Annotated in this window: 18 protein-coding genes; 16 read left to right on the top strand and 2 right to left on the bottom strand. The window is 44.5% G+C overall.

Annotated elements, in window-relative coordinates:
- From gspD to R3D86_00020, 15 genes are all read left to right on the top strand, one after another.
- Entirely contained in the window at window positions 1-1950 is a 1950-nt protein-coding gene (gene gspD / locus R3D86_00090; GenBank protein MEZ5756597.1) for a type II secretion system secretin GspD, read from the top strand.
- Window positions 1940-3469 (top strand): type II secretion system ATPase GspE, encoded by a 1530-nt coding sequence (gene gspE / locus R3D86_00085; GenBank protein ID MEZ5756596.1) that lies wholly within the window; start codon window positions 1940-1942, stop codon window positions 3467-3469. The genes gspD and gspE overlap by 11 nt, the downstream gene beginning before the upstream one ends.
- Window positions 3456-4679, top strand: a complete 1224-nt coding sequence (gspF, locus tag R3D86_00080; protein MEZ5756595.1) for a type II secretion system inner membrane protein GspF — start codon at window positions 3456-3458, stop codon at window positions 4677-4679. Before gspE ends, gspF begins: the two co-directional genes overlap by 14 nt.
- A gap of 10 nt (window positions 4680-4689) precedes the next feature.
- The gene (gspG, locus tag R3D86_00075) at window positions 4690-5151 is read left to right on the top strand and encodes a type II secretion system major pseudopilin GspG (GenBank protein ID MEZ5756594.1); all 462 of its coding nucleotides are present in this window, start codon (window positions 4690-4692) and stop codon (window positions 5149-5151) included.
- On the top strand, window positions 5151-5525 hold the full coding sequence (gene gspI / locus R3D86_00070) for a type II secretion system minor pseudopilin GspI (protein ID MEZ5756593.1): 375 nt from the start codon (window positions 5151-5153) through the stop codon (window positions 5523-5525). Before gspG ends, gspI begins: the two co-directional genes overlap by 1 nt.
- Window positions 5522-6139: a type II secretion system protein GspJ gene (locus R3D86_00065; protein ID MEZ5756592.1), complete on the top strand. Its 618-nt coding sequence runs from the start codon at window positions 5522-5524 to the stop codon at window positions 6137-6139. Before gspI ends, R3D86_00065 begins: the two co-directional genes overlap by 4 nt.
- A complete protein-coding gene (gene gspK, locus R3D86_00060) occupies window positions 6136-7116 on the top strand; it encodes a type II secretion system minor pseudopilin GspK (protein MEZ5756591.1) in 981 nt (326 codons plus the stop codon). Before R3D86_00065 ends, gspK begins: the two co-directional genes overlap by 4 nt.
- A 3-nt stretch (window positions 7117-7119) precedes the next feature.
- A complete protein-coding gene (gene gspL / locus R3D86_00055; GenBank protein ID MEZ5756590.1) occupies window positions 7120-8124 on the top strand; it encodes a type II secretion system protein GspL in 1005 nt (334 codons plus the stop codon).
- Window positions 8124-8606: a type II secretion system protein M gene (locus tag R3D86_00050; GenBank protein ID MEZ5756589.1), complete on the top strand. Its 483-nt coding sequence runs from the start codon at window positions 8124-8126 to the stop codon at window positions 8604-8606. The genes gspL and R3D86_00050 overlap by 1 nt, the downstream gene beginning before the upstream one ends.
- A complete protein-coding gene (gene gspN, locus R3D86_00045) occupies window positions 8603-9370 on the top strand; it encodes a type II secretion system protein N (protein MEZ5756588.1) in 768 nt (255 codons plus the stop codon). The genes R3D86_00050 and gspN overlap by 4 nt, the downstream gene beginning before the upstream one ends.
- The gene (locus tag R3D86_00040) at window positions 9367-9909 is read left to right on the top strand and encodes a hypothetical protein (GenBank protein ID MEZ5756587.1); all 543 of its coding nucleotides are present in this window, start codon (window positions 9367-9369) and stop codon (window positions 9907-9909) included. The genes gspN and R3D86_00040 overlap by 4 nt, the downstream gene beginning before the upstream one ends.
- 123 nt (window positions 9910-10032) lie before the next feature.
- On the top strand, window positions 10033-11025 hold the full coding sequence (locus R3D86_00035; GenBank protein MEZ5756586.1) for a fumarylacetoacetate hydrolase family protein: 993 nt from the start codon (window positions 10033-10035) through the stop codon (window positions 11023-11025).
- A 20-nt stretch (window positions 11026-11045) separates the two neighbouring features.
- Complete coding sequence (locus R3D86_00030) at window positions 11046-12065, top strand: TAXI family TRAP transporter solute-binding subunit (GenBank protein MEZ5756585.1); 1020 nt, start codon at window positions 11046-11048, stop codon at window positions 12063-12065.
- A 2-nt stretch (window positions 12066-12067) separates the two neighbouring features.
- On the top strand, window positions 12068-13975 hold the full coding sequence (locus tag R3D86_00025; GenBank protein MEZ5756584.1) for a TRAP transporter fused permease subunit: 1908 nt from the start codon (window positions 12068-12070) through the stop codon (window positions 13973-13975).
- Between the two features lie 610 nt (window positions 13976-14585).
- Window positions 14586-15461: a HAMP domain-containing sensor histidine kinase gene (locus R3D86_00020; GenBank protein MEZ5756583.1), complete on the top strand. Its 876-nt coding sequence runs from the start codon at window positions 14586-14588 to the stop codon at window positions 15459-15461.
- Window positions 15462-15474: 13 nt separating this feature from the next.
- On the opposite strand, the gene R3D86_00015 is transcribed toward R3D86_00020, so the two are convergent.
- Together R3D86_00015 and R3D86_00010 are read right to left on the bottom strand one after the other, a co-directional pair.
- The gene (locus R3D86_00015) at window positions 15475-16065 is read right to left on the bottom strand and encodes a DUF1801 domain-containing protein (protein ID MEZ5756582.1); all 591 of its coding nucleotides are present in this window, start codon (window positions 16063-16065) and stop codon (window positions 15475-15477) included.
- Window positions 16066-16076: 11 nt separating this feature from the next.
- Window positions 16077-16712 carry a hypothetical protein gene (locus tag R3D86_00010; GenBank protein ID MEZ5756581.1) on the bottom strand — a complete coding sequence of 212 codons (636 nt, stop codon included), beginning with the start codon at window positions 16710-16712 and terminating at the stop codon, window positions 16077-16079.
- A gap of 299 nt (window positions 16713-17011) precedes the next feature.
- On the opposite strand from R3D86_00010, the gene R3D86_00005 reads away from it, so the two are divergent.
- The coding region (locus tag R3D86_00005; GenBank protein ID MEZ5756580.1) for a hypothetical protein at window positions 17012-18011 on the top strand (1000 nt) is incomplete at its 3' end.

The following is an 18011-nucleotide window of genomic DNA, read 5'->3' as shown; positions in this document are numbered from 1 at the left end:
TTGAAATATTTACTCAGCATTTTTTTGTGCCTTACCGCGCTACCGGCATTTTCACAGCAGTCTGATGTGACCTTAAATTATCAGGATGCGGAGCTTCGTTCATTCATTGAGGATGTGGCGCTCGAAACCCATAAAACATTTATCATTGACCCGCAGGTAAATGGCAAAGTCAATCTGATTTCATCAGAACCGATTTCCGGTGATTTATTGTTTGAAACGCTTTTGTCTGTCCTGAAAGTTAATGGCATGGCGGCGGTACCAACATCTGGTGGTGCCTATAAAATTGTCAAAAGTGAACTGGCGCTTGGGGATGGTGGACCGGTTAATCAAAATGCCACTGGCGATGCGCTCGTCACCCGGGTATTTCGGGTTAAGCATGCTGACCCGATGACCATTTCTGCGGCGATTAAGCCTTATATCGCCAGAAACGGCAGCAATTTTGCCCGTGAAGGACTGCCAATGGTGGTTGTCACCGATCATGCGGATAATCTGATCAGGATTGCCCAAATCATAGCATCTTTGGATGCGGATCAGTCAGTGATCAGAACTCTTAATCTTATTCACACGTCCCCCAATGAAATGGCGGAAATTGCCACGCAACTGACATCACAATCCGCTTTTAATGGTGAGGCAAAACCGCTTCTTCAAACCATTCCGGTCAGGGGCAGCAATTCCCTTATTTTAAAAGGAATGCCGGAAGTGCTGGATCAGTATATGCCGATCCTCGCTGATATTGATCAAAACAATGCCAGCCGCGGTGATATGCGGATGATCCGCCTTAAATATGCCACGACCGATAAAATGGTTCCGGTGTTGCAGCAGCTGGTCGATGCCATGCAGGGGGAAGACCAGAACACCCCCGGTAAATCCGGCAATAATGACGTGACCATTGCCGAATTTCAGGGCACCAATTCACTGGTGATTAATGCCGGTCCGGAAATGCAGCAAAGGCTGGCGGATGTAATCAATCAACTGGATATTCCGCAGGATCAGGTATTGGTTGAAGCGATCGTGGTTGAGGTATCGGAAAACGCATCCAAGGAACTGGGGCTTCAATATGTTCTCGCCGGTGGCGACAGCAGCAATATTCCCTTCACCGTTGCCAATTATTCAAATTCCGCGCCCAATATACTTGCCGCGACAGGGGCGATTGTTGTCAATGACGGGGACAGCTCATCCGGCACCAGTGCGTCTGATATTTTAAAGGCGGCCGCCGTGGACAGTTTTTTAGGGCTTGACGGTTTTGCAATCGGGGCAGCGGGCCGCCGAGCAGATGGCGGCGTATTTGGTGTGATCCTGAATGCTCTTGCCAGTGATACGGACAGCAATATTCTGTCAACGCCATCGGTAATGGCGCTTAATAATGAAAGTGCAACATTTCTGGCCGGGCAGGAAATCCCCATTACCACGGGCGAAGCATTGGGTAGTGCCAATAGTAATCCATTCAGGACAATTGAGCGAAAAAATGTCGGTATCCAGCTCGATATAAAACCGCAGATAAATGATAATAATGAAATCAGGCTTGATATCCGTCAGGAAGTTTCCTCCATTTCCGGTCCGGTAAGCGCCAATTCATCTGAACTTGTGACCAATAAACGGGAAATCCAGACCACCGTCAGGGTCAATGATGGTGAAATTATCGTGATTGGCGGTCTTATCCAGCAAAATGAGCGGATCAGTGTCGATAAAGTGCCGCTGCTTGGGGATATTCCGTTGCTTGGAAATGCTTTTAAAAGCCAGGGAAAAACCAGGGACAACACCAATTTGATGATATTCCTGCGTCCGACCATCGTTCGTGACAAGAATGATCGGACAAGGGTGACCAATAACAAAGTCAATTATATGCGTGAGCGTCAGGTGGTTTCAGGATCAAAACTGTCCATTGACGATCTGTTGCAGAATGTCATTGAAACGAACCAAAAACCAATGAGTGATGACCATGGGCAATGAGAAAAAAATAGAAAAACCAACCTATCGTGACCCTCATTTGCTGCCTTACAGCTTTGCCAAGGCAAACAGCATTTTGATCGGTGAGGATGACAATGGTTATACGCTTTGTATGGGGCCGGATGCAAACCGCAATATGATCCCGGAAGTGCTGCGTGTTTTTGGTTCTGTTGAAGAAATTAAAGAATTCTCGGCAGAAGAATATGGGGAAATTCTTTCAAGCATTTATTCCACACGCAATCTTCAGGATGATATTGATACCTCGACTGAGGAAAAACAGGATGAAGATCTCGATAGTATTCTGGAAGGGGTGGAAAGATCGGCTGACCTGCTTGGCGGTGATGATGATGCGCCGGTCATCCGACTGCTTAATTCACTCTTAAGTGAATCAGTGCGCTCCGGAGCGTCGGATATCCATCTGGAGCCTTTCGAGGATAGTGTAAAAATCAGAATTCGTATTGATGGTGTGCTGACGGAGCTGGCATCCCTGTCACCAAAACTGGCGCCTTATCTGGTTTCAAGAATTAAAGTGATGGCAAGGCTTGATATTGCCGAAAAACGCACGCCGCAGGACGGGCGGCTTTCGCTTACTCTTGGGGGGAAAGCCTATGACGTTCGCGTGTCAACATTGCCAATACGTTACGGCGAACGGGTGGTGATGCGGCTTCTTGATACGGATAGTGCAAAAATCAAGCTGTCCGATCTTGGGATTGACAGCAAAACCCTCAAAAGACTGCATGGTGCCTTATCCGAACCAAATGGAATCATTCTGGTCACAGGTCCGACCGGATCGGGAAAAACAACCACGCTTTATGCGGCGCTTACTTACCTAAATGACCAGTCACGAAATATTATGACCGTGGAAGACCCGGTTGAATATGCGCTTCCCGGCATCAGCCAGACCCAGGTCAATTCAAAAGTGGGGATGACCTTTGCCAGTGGGCTTCGTTCGATATTAAGGCAGGACCCTGATGTGGTCATGGTCGGGGAAATCCGCGATATGGAAACGGCGGAAATGGCAGTTCAGGCGAGTTTGACCGGGCATCTGGTGCTTTCAACGGTTCATACGAACAGTGCGGTTTCAGCGATTACAAGGCTTGTTGATATGGGTATTGAAAGATATCTGCTGGCATCATCGGTGAATGCCATTCTGGCCCAGCGGCTTGTCCGCAAACTTTGCAATAACTGCAAAACGGAAATTGAGCCGACGGAAGCCTTTCTCGCCCAAATGAATGTGGATATTGAAAATGCCAAAATGGCCTGTCGCCCTGTCGGGTGTGTTGATTGTAAAAATACCGGCTATCGGGGCCGTACCGCCATTTATGAGCTTATTACCGTCAATGATGATTTCCGGGTGCTTATACAGGAAGGGGCAAGTGAACAAAAAATGGCTGAGCTTGCCTTTAAAAATAATTCAACCATGGCGGATAATGGCCGTGAGCTGATCCTCTCCGGCATCACGACAATTGAAGAAGTGATGCGGGTTTCAAAATTACAGGATAATAGTGATGCCGGCCTATAATTATGAAGCATTGGACAGCGCCGGGCAGACCAGAAAAGGGGTAATTGCCGCCGATAGCCTTCGTGATGCACGGCAGAAGCTTAGGGCTATTTCATTATTTCCGGTTGATATAAAACTGGGAAAGGATAAAAGCGGACATACCATTGGTGGTTTGTCCTTTTCCCGACACAAAGCCATCAGCTCAAAGGATCTGACCCTTCTGACCCGCCAGATGGCAACAATGTTCAGTGCCGGCACCCCGATAGAGGAGGCGCTTGGTGCCCTTTCAAAACAAAGTGAAAAACCATTGCTCAGAAATATTCTGACCAAAATCCGTGCCCAGGTTTCGGAAGGATCAAAACTATCCGACGCCATGAAGTCAGAAAGTGCCAGTTTCCCGGCTCTTTACCGGGCGATGATAGCGGCGGGGGAAGCATCGGGAAATCTTGGCCCTGTTATGGAGCGGATTGCCGATTACAGTGAAAAAAGTCAGGACATAAAAAATAAGGTCAGCACAGCGCTGATTTATCCAATTGTGCTGAGTGTGGTGGCGACGGCGGTGCTGGTGATTTTGATGACATTTGTGGTGCCGAAAGTGGTTTCGCAGTTCGAAAATATTGGTGCCGAACTGCCGGGACTTACCCGCGCCGTGATGGCGATATCATCTTTTCTGGTGAATTACGGGCTTTTTCTGCTAATCGGCATCATCGGGCTTGTTTTCTTATTTATGTCATTGGGGAAAAGAAAATCGGTAAGGCTGAAAATTCATGGATTTTTGCTAAAACTTCCTTTTATCGGGCGCCTTATTTTATCGGTTTCCAGCGCCCGTTTTGCCAGAACAATGGGAACCCTGATTGATGGGGGCAGCCCGGTTCTGGAAAGCATCCGTGCGGCAAAAGAAACCGTCAGCAATGAAGTGATCAGGGATGCGATTGACACTGTTTATCTTAATGTGCGCGAGGGGCATTCGCTCTCCGTTGCCATGAAAAGAACCGGGGTTTTTGCGCCGCTGCTCATTTATATGTGCTCAATGGGGGAAAAAAGTGGGCGACTATCCTACATGCTGGTTAAAATTGCCGATTATCTTGAAGCGGAATTTGAAGGAATCAGTCAAAAGGCACTCAGCCTGCTTGAGCCGATGATTGTGATCATTATGGGTCTGATGGTGGGGCTTATTGTGATGTCGATCATGCTGCCGATCATGCGGCTTAACAGCCTGATTTTAATGTAAGGAATTTACTATGCTGATAAAAATATTGAATAAGCTGAAAGCATTATCGCAAGGGATTAAAGCGGAAGATGGTTTTTCGCTGATTGAGCTGATGGTGGTTGTGGTGATTATGGGCCTGCTGACGACAGTGGTGGTGATCAATGTCATGCCGAACCGTGACCGTGCCATGGTGGAAAAAGCAAAAGCCGATATCAGCACCATTGCCCAGGCCGTTGAAATGTATCGCATGGATCAGATGAAATATCCGAGTAAGGAACAGGGGATCGAAATTTTATCGAAAGCGCCTGAGGGCAGCAATTTCCGCAATCAGGGATATATCAAAACATTGCCGAAGGACCCATGGGGTCATGAATATCAATATCTGATCCCGGGGGAACATGGTACGTTTGATATATTTTCATATGGGGCTGATGGCCGCCTGGGCGGGGAAGGGCTTGACCTTGATATCGGCAACTGGACTGAGGAAGGCTGATGATGAAGGCGGCTTCCGCGCAGGATGGTTTTTCACTACTGGAATTGCTGGTGGCAATTGCGATATTGTCGCTTGCCGTTATTCCGATGATGGCGACCCAATCCACCGCGATCAGAAGCAGCAGTCAATTAAATGAAAAGGAAATTGCCCGCTTTGTTGCGGAAAATGCTTTAACTGAATTAAGTGTTTCAGAAATTCCACCGGAACCGGGAATGCGTCAGGGCACTGAAAATCAGGCAGGGTTTGATTATACCTGGCAGGCCGTTATTTCACGCATTCCGAACCAACCCTTAATGACCATCGCGCTTTCCGTTAGCCGGGAAGGGTCAACAGATACGCTTTACCGGCTTAACGGGTTTAGAAAAGTTAAATGAGTATGGCCCAAAATACCATAAAGCAGGAAGATGGTTTCAGCCTTATTGAAACGCTGGTGGCGGTTTTTATCCTGTCGGTTGTGTCCTTAATTACCCTGAGCATTATGAGTAATTTTGCCGATGCCAACCAGATGATGATGACCAGACTTGGTGATCTGAAGCAGATTGAAAAAGCACGCCTGCAAATTCGGGATGACCTGAGCCACGCCAGTCCACGGCCAGCAACGGAGCCCAATGAAACAGATGAAAAGGTAATAAAATTAATCGGTTTTACCAGAAGTGGTAGTGAGTTTGCCGCTGTTGATCAGACCATGTCGCCGGCGGAAACGGTTTATTATCTGGTCCGGGATAAAAAACTGGTCAGACGGTCATATGAAAGACCTTATATCACCGAAAACACGCCGTTTCGGGATTATATATTGCTGGATCATGTCGGTGGGGTCGCGCTTAAATATTATGACGGGTTTCTTTGGCAGGATAACTGGATTATGGCAGCGGGCCCCAATAAAGCCCGCTTTCCAAAAGCTATTGAAATGACCTGGCAGATAAACAATCCGGAGAACGGGCAACAGACATCCTACCGAAATGTATTTCAGATGGGGGCAGGGCAATGAATTTCTTAAAAAATGATGATGGCGCTGCCCTTATATCGGTTTTACTGCTTGTTTCGGTGATGAGCGCAGCGATGGTCGCGACATTTGATGAACTTGGGCTATTTACAAAAAATATCGTCAGCCGTTCTGAATATTATCAGGCGGATCAGTTTGCCCATGCGGCCGAAATTGTTGGCGCCAATCAGGCTGTGAAACTCGCTAAAAATCAAACGCTGGCTGCCGTGATGGGTATTGATGATGATCGTCAGAAGGTCACTTTCCCCATTGACGGCGGGACGGTTAAGGGCGAGCTCGCGGAATATTCCAATTGCTTTAACTTAAATTCACTGGTTGCGGCCAACAATGCAGAGGGATTTGAAGTCAACCAGATCGGCTATGAACAGTACATCCAGCTTTTAAGGGAAATTGGTATAGGTGAAAGACAGGCACAGTCATTGGCAGCGGCCCTTGTGGACTGGCAGGATACCGATGATCGGCCAATGCAATCCGGCGCTGAATCTTTCAGTTATTCGCAAGCCGAGGTTCCCTACCGCGCCGCCAATTATCCGATCCGTGAACTCAATGAACTACGGCTTGTGCGCGGCTATACACCTGAGCTTATTGAGGTCCTATCAAAATTTACCTGTGTTGACCCGCTTTTAATGCAAACGGTCGTTAATTTAAATTCCATCCGTCCCGATCAGGCACTCTTTATTCGGGCGCTTTTGGGGCCGGAATATCCGCTGGAAGCAGTAAGGTCTGTCATCGAAGAAAGACCGGCCGCCGGATATGATAATGTTGCGAGATTCTGGAACAATCCGCTCTTAATAAATAAGGAAATTGATAACGCGATCAGAAAGCAGTTTCAGGTGAGCGCTAAACGCTATAGATTAACAATCGAAGTGGAATATTTTGATGCCAGAATAAGCCGGCAAAGTGTCATACTGATTAAGGATGATGGCACATATGAGCTGATTAGCCGGATGGCAGGGACTTAAACGATGATTGAGCAGATCAAAATTATTGAAAGCGCGAATTACGCTGACACCGTTGCAATCCTTCCCGGGGAAGCGGTCAGTTTCTTCGTTGTGACGCTTCCTGATCTGCCATCGGCAAAGCTTTTGAAAATTTTACCCGGGGTAATGGCTGATTATCTGGCCGGAAATGTGGATGAAGTTCATATTTCAATAATAAAAAAATTTGAAAACGGCCAATATCTGATTGGTGTCTGCGATCATAAAGTCATGATGGCAGCAAAGGAAATGGCCGCGAAAAAAGGGAAAATTTTAAAAGCCGCCTGGCCGGATTATGCATTGATAAAAGTTCCGACAAGTGGAATTGCTATTTATAATGATGGCGAGCGCATATTGGCGCGCCGCAGCGATGGAACCGGTTTTTGCGTAAATGTGAATGTGCTTGACCATGTTGTAAAAGGTCATCAAACCCATGAGGCCACACCGTCGGAAGACATGCCGGATGGAGTTGGCTTAGCCAGCGGTAAATATAGTCCGCGGATGCCTATTATGGCTTATTTCCGGCCTGCCTACCGACTTGGGTTTATATTGCTTGCCGGGCTTATCATCTGGATCATCAGTATGTCATTGATGATTGCGGATAATGCAAAACAAAGACAGAGTTATGCCGATGCCTCCACTCAAATATTCAAAAAAACATATCCAGACGTAAAGCGTATCGTCAATGTCGAGGCGCAGATGAGAAACCTGACGACCAGTGAAAACGATGGCTCGGGACAGGCGTTTTTATCCCTTTCAGACACCATATTCAAAGCGGTCAGCCAGTCAGGTGGCGTAAGACTTGAAAGCCTTAGTTATGATAAAAATAGCGGTGAGCCGGTTATGAATATTACCGTGATTTCCGAGAATTATGCTGAGGCGACATCTTTTGAAAGTATGCTTGAGAATGCAGGGCTCACTGTCACGCAAGGGGACAGCAGCCAGGATGGAACCATGATTTTCAGCAGTTTCATGATTACAGGGGGTGTTTGATGAAAGCATTCTGGTCAGGACTGACGGAAAGAGAACAGCTGCTGATCTGCCTGTGCGGGTTAGTGGTTGCGATCTTTTTTATCTATCTGCTCATGATCAGGCCGCTGATTGAAAAAGAGCAAACCTCAAGGCGGGCAATGGAAGCGGAAAAAGCCGCTTACTCGAGAATTCTTGAACTTGCCTCAAAGGCGGAAGCTTCACGCGGTATTAAAAGCCCGGATCAAAAAATGGGAGCAGTTGACTTAAGGGAAGCGGCAACGATCGCTTCAAAAGAAACAGGTATTGCCATTTCCCGGATACAGCCGGGCCGTGATGGTGATGTATCCTTCTGGATTGATGCGGCAAAAACAGATCAGATATTTAACTGGCTTCTTTTAATGAATAGTCGTTATGACCGTGAGGTCAAAAAATTGTCGTTACAGAAAAACGCAAACTCAGAAAGTCTGCGGGGGCAGTTTGAATTTGCAGGGGATATAAAATGACAAGTTTAAGCCTTTCCGATCATTCCGTATTTCCAAAAAAATATCTGATTATTTTATTTGTTGCCGCTTTCGTTTTGCTGAGCATTTTCAATTTACCGGCAGGCATAATCGGCGGATGGTTAAGGAATACAGGCTTAAATTATCGCTCGATAGAGGGAACTCTCTGGCAGGTGGAAATCTATGATGCGATTTTTGACGGTTACCCAATTCATAAATTGGAGCTTGAACCCAAAATCGGTAAATTATTGCTGTTTCAGCTTGCAGCGGGTTTCAAGGCAGAAAATAATCAGGGGCAGATTACCGGAACCATAACAAGTGCTGGTCAGGGTGATTTTATTCTTAACGATATTCATGCTTCTGCGAACGTTATTGTTTCCAAAAATACCAATAGTTTTCCGACGGATTTTATTTTGAACTCAGATCAGCTGAAAATAGGTGAAAATGGACAATGCCGAGCCGGGAATTTTATGATTAAATCAAATCTGACGGATTTACTTTTTTCAGGTCTTGCGCTGGAATTGCCACCCCTAAGTGGGCAGGGTCAATGTGATGATGGCAATATAAATATGACACTTCAGACAAGCGGGCAGGGATTTGAAATTTCACTAAGCGGGGAACTTAATGAACAGGCATCAAAAGCGATGATAAATATAAAGCTGCCGGAAAGTCTTAACGATCTGCCGCGTGTGACCAATGAATTGTCGGCAAGGGGATTTACAAAGGCAAATGGTTTCTGGCAAACGGTTATGGAGATAGACAGATGAAAAAATTAACAAAAAAATCCTCATGGCTGCTTTTATCCCTTATTGTTCTATCCTTAGCCGGATGTAGTGCAAAAGTGGGACTTGGGCATCCACCGGGAATGCGTGGTGCCGGGCCGGGGCCCGGTCCGGTCACTTCGGCTCGGGTGTCATCATCTGTAAGAGCAACGGTGTTACTGACCCTGCCACCACAGGAAATGAATAAAGGGGAATGTACCATATTCCTCTGGGCGAAGCAGGATAACAGACCGCTGGTCTTTACCCAGAATATTGCCACCGATCAGGCAAAAGTTCTGGTCAGCGGGCAGGCACTGATCATGAAGCGGGATCAGGCCAGTGAAGCCGTGCTTCCCGGCTTTTACGCGCGGCAGCATTATGTGGGGAATAATGTTATTCTTGATATCAGGCTTGTCCCGGATGAGGGCCGAAATCTTTATGAAGGAATAAAAATTCCCAATGGTATAATGACCGTGAAAAATGCTGATAAAAGCGAAACGATCATTTCTGTATCGGGACTGCTTGGCTGCAATCTGGAAAACTAGTCCGGAAAGTTTCCACTTAAGCTTGCTGATAATTCATAAATATTATATGACTTTATGCAAAGAGGCATGATGTGACGAAATTCCGTCAACAGGTAAAAGACCCGCAAGAAAGACAAAATATTAATGAAGTTAGCATCTTTAAAAAGCGGTCGTGATGGCGCGCTTGTTGTTGTATCTAAGGATCTGAAGCGATATACCCCTGCTACGGCTGTCGCCAGCACCATGCAGGCGGCCCTGGATGAGTGGGAACAATCAGCACCGAAATTACAGAAAATTTATGAAGATCTGGAAAATGGTTCAATTGAGGGTGAACCGTTTGATCCGGCAAAATGCGATGCACCATTACCAAGATCATATCACTGGGCTGATGGCAGTGCCTATGTCACCCATGTGGAACTGGTCAGAAAAACCCGCGGGGCCGAGCTACCCGAAAGTTTCTGGACCGACCCGCTGATGTATATGGGCGCGTCTGATGCATTTCTGGGCCCCAATGATGATCTGCCCTTTGAAGTTGAAGAATGGGGCATAGATTTTGAAGCGGAAATCGCCGTAATAACTGATGATGTGCCGGCTGGTACCAGTGTCAAAGGGGCGGCTAAACATATAAAACTTATTTCCTTTTTAAATGATGTGACTTTACGCAATCTGGTGCCGAAGGAAATTGTTAAACAGTTTGGCTTTTACCAGACAAAACCATGGACGTCCTTCCCGCCGGTTTTTGTTACGCCGGATGAACTTGGCGCGGCGTGGGACGGCGGGAAATTATCGCTGCCGATTGTCAGCACATTAAACGGTAAGGAAATTGGGGCACCGGAAGCGGGCATTGATATGACATTTGATTTTTGTACGCTTGTCTCACACGCGGCAAAATCACGCTCACTAATGGCGGGGACGGTGATCGGGTCCGGTACAGTGGCGAATGAAGGTTCCCCGCTTGGCTCAAGCTGCCTTGCGGAGGTCCGCGCGCTTGAAATATTAAAGAAGGGGAAAGCGATAACCCCATTCATGCAGTTTGGCGACCGCATTGAAATTGAAATTTTTGACCGGGCCGGAAAATCCATTTTCGGTAAAATTGATCAGAAGGTCGTCAAATATACACCACCGGCAGATGAGTGATGAATAGGAGCGAAGAATAAATGGACGGAATTTTTAAAAAACTTAGTGCTTTATTCCTCAGTGCCGCGCTTATCATTCTGCCCTTGTCGGAAACGCTTGCCGCCAGAAAACAGTTAAAACTGGCGACCGGTTTTACCGGCAGTTCCATGCATATGTTTGGCACGGTGCTGGCGAAGCATTTACAGAAATCACTCCGCATTCGCGTGACGGCGCAGCCCTATATCGGGCCAAGTGTTTTTATCCCTGTGGTTAATAATGGTGATGTCGAAATGGGGCTCACGTCCATGGTGGATGGAGGCACGGCCTATGCCGGGATCGGCCGCGAAGCCAATAAAAACCTGCGGGCGGTTGCGCGGCTTTGGGCGATGCCCTTTGCCTTTATGACCAAAAAAGAGAGCGGTATTAAAACTGTTGCTGATCTTAAGGGTAAAAAAGTGGTGCTGGAAGTCACCGCAGCCCACGCCATAAACCTGATGGCCGGGGCTATGCTGGAAGCGGCGGGTTTGAGTGAAAATGATGTTCAGGTTGTGACCGTGTCCGGTGTCGGGCAGGGGATGGAAGCGGTTGTTGAAGGAAATGCCGATGCGTCCCCCGGCAGTCTTCGCATGGGGGTTGTAAAAAAAGCGGATGCCACCGTGGGGATAAATGTTCTTGATCTTGAACGGGATAGCTCAGCTGATCCCTTCATCAGTGATAAAGCCCCTGGCTTTGGCACTTATCCGGTTAAAGCGGGGGACTATCCCGGCGTTGAAAAAGACAAGCTAATTTTTGCCATGGATATTTACCTGATGGTGCCCGCGTCACTGGAAGATGAGGAAGTGGTCCGTATTTTGGATGTGCTTCATTCAGAATGGCCCGCCATGCAAAAGGAATTCAGCGGGATTGCGTCTTCAAAAATAAGTGATTTTGTTCACGCGTCACAGACTTTTCCCTATCATAAAGCGGCCATTGACTATTATAAAAGCGGTAAAGGGGAAGCCATCTGGGATGATAAAGCAGAACAGCGTAATCAAAAACTTCTTGATATTTGGGAACAGTAGCGGTGAGTGATATATCCGGTTTTTCAGAAAAGCCAACATGGAAAATAATAAATCTGATAATTTTCGGACTACCTATTTTGCTGGGCATAGTCTGGATCATGGGGGTGCCGCTTCAGCTTGGTCTTCATGTGCTGGATGGCAATTATCTGGCGATCCTGCTTGCCTTTGCGCTCTGCGCTTCCTTTTTATACTGGCCTTATGGGGAAAAGCCGGGAATTATTGATATTTTACTTGCGCTTATATCCTTTTTTGTCTGGATATTATGCTCCTATAATTATGAATACTGGCTACTGCATCAGCATGAACGGGATATATATAAATTCTCCGTTGCGGTTATTGCAATTTTGCTGCTGTGCGAAGGGGTGCGTAAAACCACAGGAAACGGCATGGCAGCGGTTATTGTCACTTCACTGATTTATGGACTTCTTGGCCATCTTGCCGGTGGTATTTTTGAAGGATCAAAGACTGATCCTGACCGCTTGTTCATCTATCTTTATTCTGATGGCAGTGCCGTTCTTGGTTTTATCCTGACCGTTGCCGGAACACTGGTGCTTGGGTTTCTGGTGCTGGGTCAGGTCATGCAAAGCAGCGGCGCGACGTCATTCTTTTCCGATATATCCATGTCTTTGATTGGCAAAAGGCGCGGCGGACCAGCCAAAGTGGCGATTATTGGCAGTTCAATGATGGGTACGGTCAGCGGATCAACCGTTGCCAATATCATGTCAACGGGTATGGTCTCCATCCCGCTGATGAAAAGACACGGATTTTCCGGGCATATGGCGGCGGGAATTGAGGCCGTGGCTTCAAACGGCAGCCAGCTTGCGCCACCGGTTATGGGGGCGACCGCCTTCATCATTGCCGAATATCTGGAGCTTCCCTATGCCACTATAGTTGCTTCAGCCATAATTCCGGCGCTGGTTTATTATCTGTTTTTATTTGCCCAGGTCGATTTTTACGCGCGGGACCGGGGGATGGAGGGACTTACAGACGATGAAATCCCAAAAATGAGGGGGGTACTCAAACAAGGGTGGATATTTATCATTCCGCTTTTCATTCTGATCTTTTTTCTGTTTGTTCTTGTTTATAATCCGGCCAAGTCAGCGCTTTATTCGACGCTTTCCCTGCTCATTTTATCCCTGATCAGATACCGGAAACTGCCAAATTGGGATCTGGTTTATAATTCCATCATTCAGCTTGGAAAACCGTTTACATTATTGGTAATGATCTGCGCCGGGGCAGGGATCATCATCGGGGTGATTAATATGAGCGGGATTGGCTTTAACCTCGCCCTTGCTCTTAGTGATATTGGCGAACTTTACGGTCTATTTGCCATGCTTGTGGTCACAGCGGCAATTGCCATCATTCTTGGCATGGGTATGCCGACATCGGCGGTATATATTGTGGTCGCCATGCTATTGGCACCGTCCATTGCCGATATGGGTGTGCCCCTTATTGCCGCCCATTTCTTTGTTTTTTATTTTGGGCTTGTCTCCATGCTGACACCACCGGTCGCCATTGCGTCCTATGCGGCAGCGGGACTTGCCAATTCAGATTTCAGGAAAACCAGCCTTGCTGCGCTCAGGCTTGGGCTTTCGGCTTTTATCATGCCGTTTTATTTTGTTTATAATCCCGGAATTCTTCTAATCGGGTCATGGCTGCAGATAATGATAGCCTCTATATCCTTAATTGTTGCTGGTATCCTACTCGCCCGGGCGCTTACATTATTGACAAGTTCGGCTGAAAAAGCCAAATTTCACGGGTTGATTGATTTAATTTTCTGTCTGATTGTCGGGTCCGCGCCCCATGTTTTGGGACCGGAAAATCTGCTTAATTTTGCGGTGATCATAGCGGGGGTGGGAATGATTATTTACGGAAACCGGTTTTTAGGAAAGCATTCAGTAAAAGATTAAGGATATTTCCAGGTGGAAATTGCGTTTTATGATCATCTAGTTACAAAGGATATTATTATAATAAAAATTTAACAGGTTTAATTTAACCATAAATTTATCATTCATTTTTATTATAGCTATAGTTGTTTAAAAAACTCAGTATTTTTTTTGGGGTTAGCTATTGAGAAACAGTTATAAAAGCGAAGCCGAATTTAGAATATTTATGCATTCCCAGAATGTAAAAAATATTAAAATTTTTTCATTTGTTATTTCAGCTATAATGCTCTTCCTTTCCCTTAGTAATAAAGGGGTAAACACTGATGTTCCCTATTATCAGATTATAAATCTTACAAATGTTTCCGGTGTATTTTCCATCATATATTTAGCAATCGGCCTTTCGTTAGCCTATTTTAAAAATATAACTATTCAGCATTTTTCCTTGTGGAGCGCTGTATTGTGCGGATATGCATTTGCTTTTCTAATTTCATTTATTTCTGTGATCGGGGAGGGAGGAATAACTGCAATTGCAATAGTATACTTAATCATTGCTGTATTTTTTTCCGCATCCCTTATTTATTTAATTCCTCTGGTAATTTTTAACAGTATTTTATTTTACGGTGTGGCGGCATCCGTGGACGTTATTCATGTTGAGTTTTTTGATTTAGGAATTTTTTCCGTCATGGTGCTTAGTATCCTGACATCAATTGTCCTTGAAAAGCAGAGATGGGAAATTTTTTACAATAGAAAAAAACTGAAGGAAAAGATTGATGAGCTGAATAAGGCTCTCGATGTCAGGGCCACTTTTCTGGGCCATATGAGTCATGAACTCAGAACGCCGCTGAATGCCATTATCGGCTTTTCGGAAATGCTCAAAAATAAGGACCTTTATGCCAATAATCTTGAAAAGGTTCAGGAATATGCTGAGTTTATAAATTCCGGCGGCAATCATCTTCTGTCTTTGGTGAATGATCTGCTTATTCATAAAAAAATTGAATCCGGTGAACTTAATCTGCATATGGAAAATGAAGATATACTCCATTTTCTGGAAACCTATATTGATGAATTAAGACCGGTTTCGGCAAGGAAAAATCAGAAAATAATCTTAAGCAGTTCTGACGAAAAAATTATGATTGATACCGACAGGCGATATTTCAAACAGGTTATTTATAATATTCTCTCAAACGCCTTAAGGCATTCACCGGTCGATGGTAAGGTGGAAATCAAGGTCACCAGACAGGGAAATGATCAAATTGAAATCAGAATAATTGATGACGGCAATGGCATAAGTGATCAGATTGCAAACCAGATTATGAATTGCGATAACCCTGAAGATACGCATCTGATCGCAAGCGAGGATGGCAATGGTCTGGGCCTGATTATTGTTCGAAAATTGCTTGATCATCTGCGCGCAAAAATTTCAATCAGAAAACTAAATAATGTTTCATCAGAAACGAAAACCGGCACTGAAGTAAGACTGGTATTTCCGGTCATCTTTAAGACCGCTTAAATGATCAATTAAGTTAACGGTCATTTAAACCTTTGCCATCAAGAATAGGGGAGATGCATTTTTCAATTCTTGCAAGGCGGGTTTTTGCCTGTTTGGCACCTGAAAAATACAGGTTATACCCTCTCTGCCGGCCAGGGGTAAGGGCATTGAAAGCTTTTTTCAATTCAGGCATTTCCTTGAGCTTTTGATTAAATTCTTCCGGAAAAACGAGGGTGTTTTTTTCTTTAAACTCAATTTTTAAACCTGAATTTTCAATGTCTATTGCTTCTTTTAAATAATCTTTCAGCAAGGGTTCAAGCTTTGATATTTCCTCAATATTTTTGAATTTAACCCAGCGCATGGCTTGCGAATTGTCACCGGGTTTTTGCAGTATAGTGCTTTTATCTTTAATCAGCGCCCCTTTAAAAAAGCCAATGGCACAATGGTCTTTAAGGCCATAAATCATGGCAACATTGCTTTTTTTATAGGTGTAACAGAGCTTGCCCCATTTCACATCTTCGTCCAGGCCACACCCTAAAATAATTTGATGAAGCTTTTTACGTTCTTCTTTCCAGTTTGAAGAATGATTTAAAAGGGCATCAATTTTCGATTTTAGGTCAGTCATTATTCGGTTTCTTATTTAGTAGGTAAGGTCACTTTATAGTCCATACAATAAATATATAGTCTAGTAATGCAATCGGCAATATCATCCAGATAGTCAATGAATTCCTCACCATCCTCTTCTGCCATTTTTCTAAATTCGGCCACTTCTTCTTCCGTTTCAAACCGAAGCCAGAGACGCTCGGCAAGCCCGAGTTCCGGGTTTGTAAAAACACTTTTTAAATAGATACACATCTGATGATAATCGACGCGATCATGGATTTCATAATATTCACGGAAAATCGCTTCCCATAAGCGGCACATTTCAAAAATGAGCGTATCCAGGGCATTTGAAATATCCCCGTATCCGTCCTTCTTATTTCCCGGATCAAACCCCATCTGTTCCTGAGCATGGGCCGATATGGTTTTCGACATTTTCTGGATAAGGCGAGGGGTGATTTCCGGCTTTTCGAATAGCTGAAACAAATAAATAGTGTAGGGGATGGCCCACCATGCGGTCATGGCACAGATATTGTTTTTAAACAAAATTGGCGGATTAATGCCACTGCTGACTATGGTCTCCAAGCAGCACTTCTCAAGTAAAGCCATACAAGGACCGGCATTTTTAGGCAAAAATCCAAACCAAAACCGGATCTGATCACTTAACGCCATTGATATTCCAATTTTAAATTAGTTTATCTGCTATAGAATAGTATAGAGTTCAGACAGCATTTAAAAGTGTATTCAATGATAGAGGGGTACAAATTCAATTTTTATGAAATTTTAAAAGTGGCTCCCATTCTTAACGCATTTCGAACTGATTATTATAAAGAGGCCTTACCTATAATTGACAATGTTCCCATTAAACTATGTGAAAAATGTAATTGAACTCATGTATGATCTATAAAAATAATTAATATCGATATATAATTACCCATTCATACTTTACTATCTTTATAGGGGGAAAGTAAGTGCTGTCAGACTTATTTAGTATTTCAGAAGCAGGGCAATCTTACGATGAAACTGGCGCATTGTATGAAGGTCGTGTTCTATTAAGGCTTGTTCATGCTGACGGATTAAGTGTGGTCATGCCACATTTTCTATTTGCTGAAATAGATAATCAGTGGGTTTTCTTTCAGCCAGCTTTTTTCGGCTCAAACTCATTTATAAAATTGGATGAAGATGAATTTTATGGATGTTTTTCATTAGATGTAAGAGCAACTAAAAGCAATTATGCAATAAGATTAATAATAAAGTTTAATTCTGCAGGTTATATCAGGACAGATGCAAGCGGTGCTCAATTATATGATTGTAGTTTCTATGGGCCAGTTGATTTAATTAAAAATTCTGGAGGTTTATGTGATTTTACACCAGATAATCAGGCTCTCATCAGAGTTCAGCACTTCACCACTGAAGATACAATTAATAAAATATTGAATAGTGCTCACCTGCGAGGTTCACCATGGAACTTGCAAGGTGTGAGAGAAGTTAATAACGCAACATTCTGTTATTTTACTAGTTTGAAATCTATTACTTCATCAAATGATCTGCAAAGAATTGCCATGTCGCCAACAGAGCAAATAAATTTTATGACAACTTCTTCAAATGGTGAACCTGAACAAATACTAAGAATGAAGGTTTATCGAGAGATCACAACAAATCGTACTCATGCTTTAACTTTTAAAGTACCCATTTCAATAATTACACCACAACCTGTTTGGTTTCATCGACCATTTAGCGATTTTGCATATTACGAAATTGTTTGTCCTGAGGTATTTAGAGTAGGGCTCATTCAGGGTGAAAACCTGTCATTTAACGAACATAGGATTATAGATGTTGATGAAGATATTTTGTGGCGTCCGAGTTTTGTAGTACTAGGTGATGCATCCAATTTAGAAGGTGTTAGAGCACCTTTTGATGAAGAGAACACACATCAAGTCTTTCACATAGAAAATTTGTCTGATGGTATGA

It is taken from the genome of Emcibacteraceae bacterium (assembly GCA_041396985.1).
Taxonomy (GTDB): domain Bacteria; phylum Pseudomonadota; class Alphaproteobacteria; order Sphingomonadales; family Emcibacteraceae; genus Pseudemcibacter.
Note: the sequence above shows the minus strand (reverse complement) of the source record. Positions and strands in the feature narration are given on the sequence as shown.

Coding starts and splice junctions, on each gene's coding strand:
- gspI (MEZ5756593.1), top strand. CDS start 5,151: ATGATGAAGGCGGCTTCCGCGCAGGATGGTTTTTCACTACTGGAATTG.
- gspF (MEZ5756595.1), top strand. CDS start 3,456: ATGCCGGCCTATAATTATGAAGCATTGGACAGCGCCGGGCAGACCAGA.
- R3D86_00035 (MEZ5756586.1), top strand. CDS start 10,033: ATGAAGTTAGCATCTTTAAAAAGCGGTCGTGATGGCGCGCTTGTTGTT.
- gspE (MEZ5756596.1), top strand. CDS start 1,940: ATGGGCAATGAGAAAAAAATAGAAAAACCAACCTATCGTGACCCTCAT.
- R3D86_00065 (MEZ5756592.1), top strand. CDS start 5,522: ATGAGTATGGCCCAAAATACCATAAAGCAGGAAGATGGTTTCAGCCTT.
- gspL (MEZ5756590.1), top strand. CDS start 7,120: ATGATTGAGCAGATCAAAATTATTGAAAGCGCGAATTACGCTGACACC.
- R3D86_00040 (MEZ5756587.1), top strand. CDS start 9,367: ATGAAAAAATTAACAAAAAAATCCTCATGGCTGCTTTTATCCCTTATT.
- R3D86_00010 (MEZ5756581.1), bottom strand. CDS start 16,712: ATGGCGTTAAGTGATCAGATCCGGTTTTGGTTTGGATTTTTGCCTAAA.
- R3D86_00050 (MEZ5756589.1), top strand. CDS start 8,124: ATGAAAGCATTCTGGTCAGGACTGACGGAAAGAGAACAGCTGCTGATC.
- R3D86_00015 (MEZ5756582.1), bottom strand. CDS start 16,065: ATGACTGACCTAAAATCGAAAATTGATGCCCTTTTAAATCATTCTTCA.
- R3D86_00030 (MEZ5756585.1), top strand. CDS start 11,046: ATGGACGGAATTTTTAAAAAACTTAGTGCTTTATTCCTCAGTGCCGCG.
- gspN (MEZ5756588.1), top strand. CDS start 8,603: ATGACAAGTTTAAGCCTTTCCGATCATTCCGTATTTCCAAAAAAATAT.
- gspG (MEZ5756594.1), top strand. CDS start 4,690: ATGCTGATAAAAATATTGAATAAGCTGAAAGCATTATCGCAAGGGATT.
- gspK (MEZ5756591.1), top strand. CDS start 6,136: ATGAATTTCTTAAAAAATGATGATGGCGCTGCCCTTATATCGGTTTTA.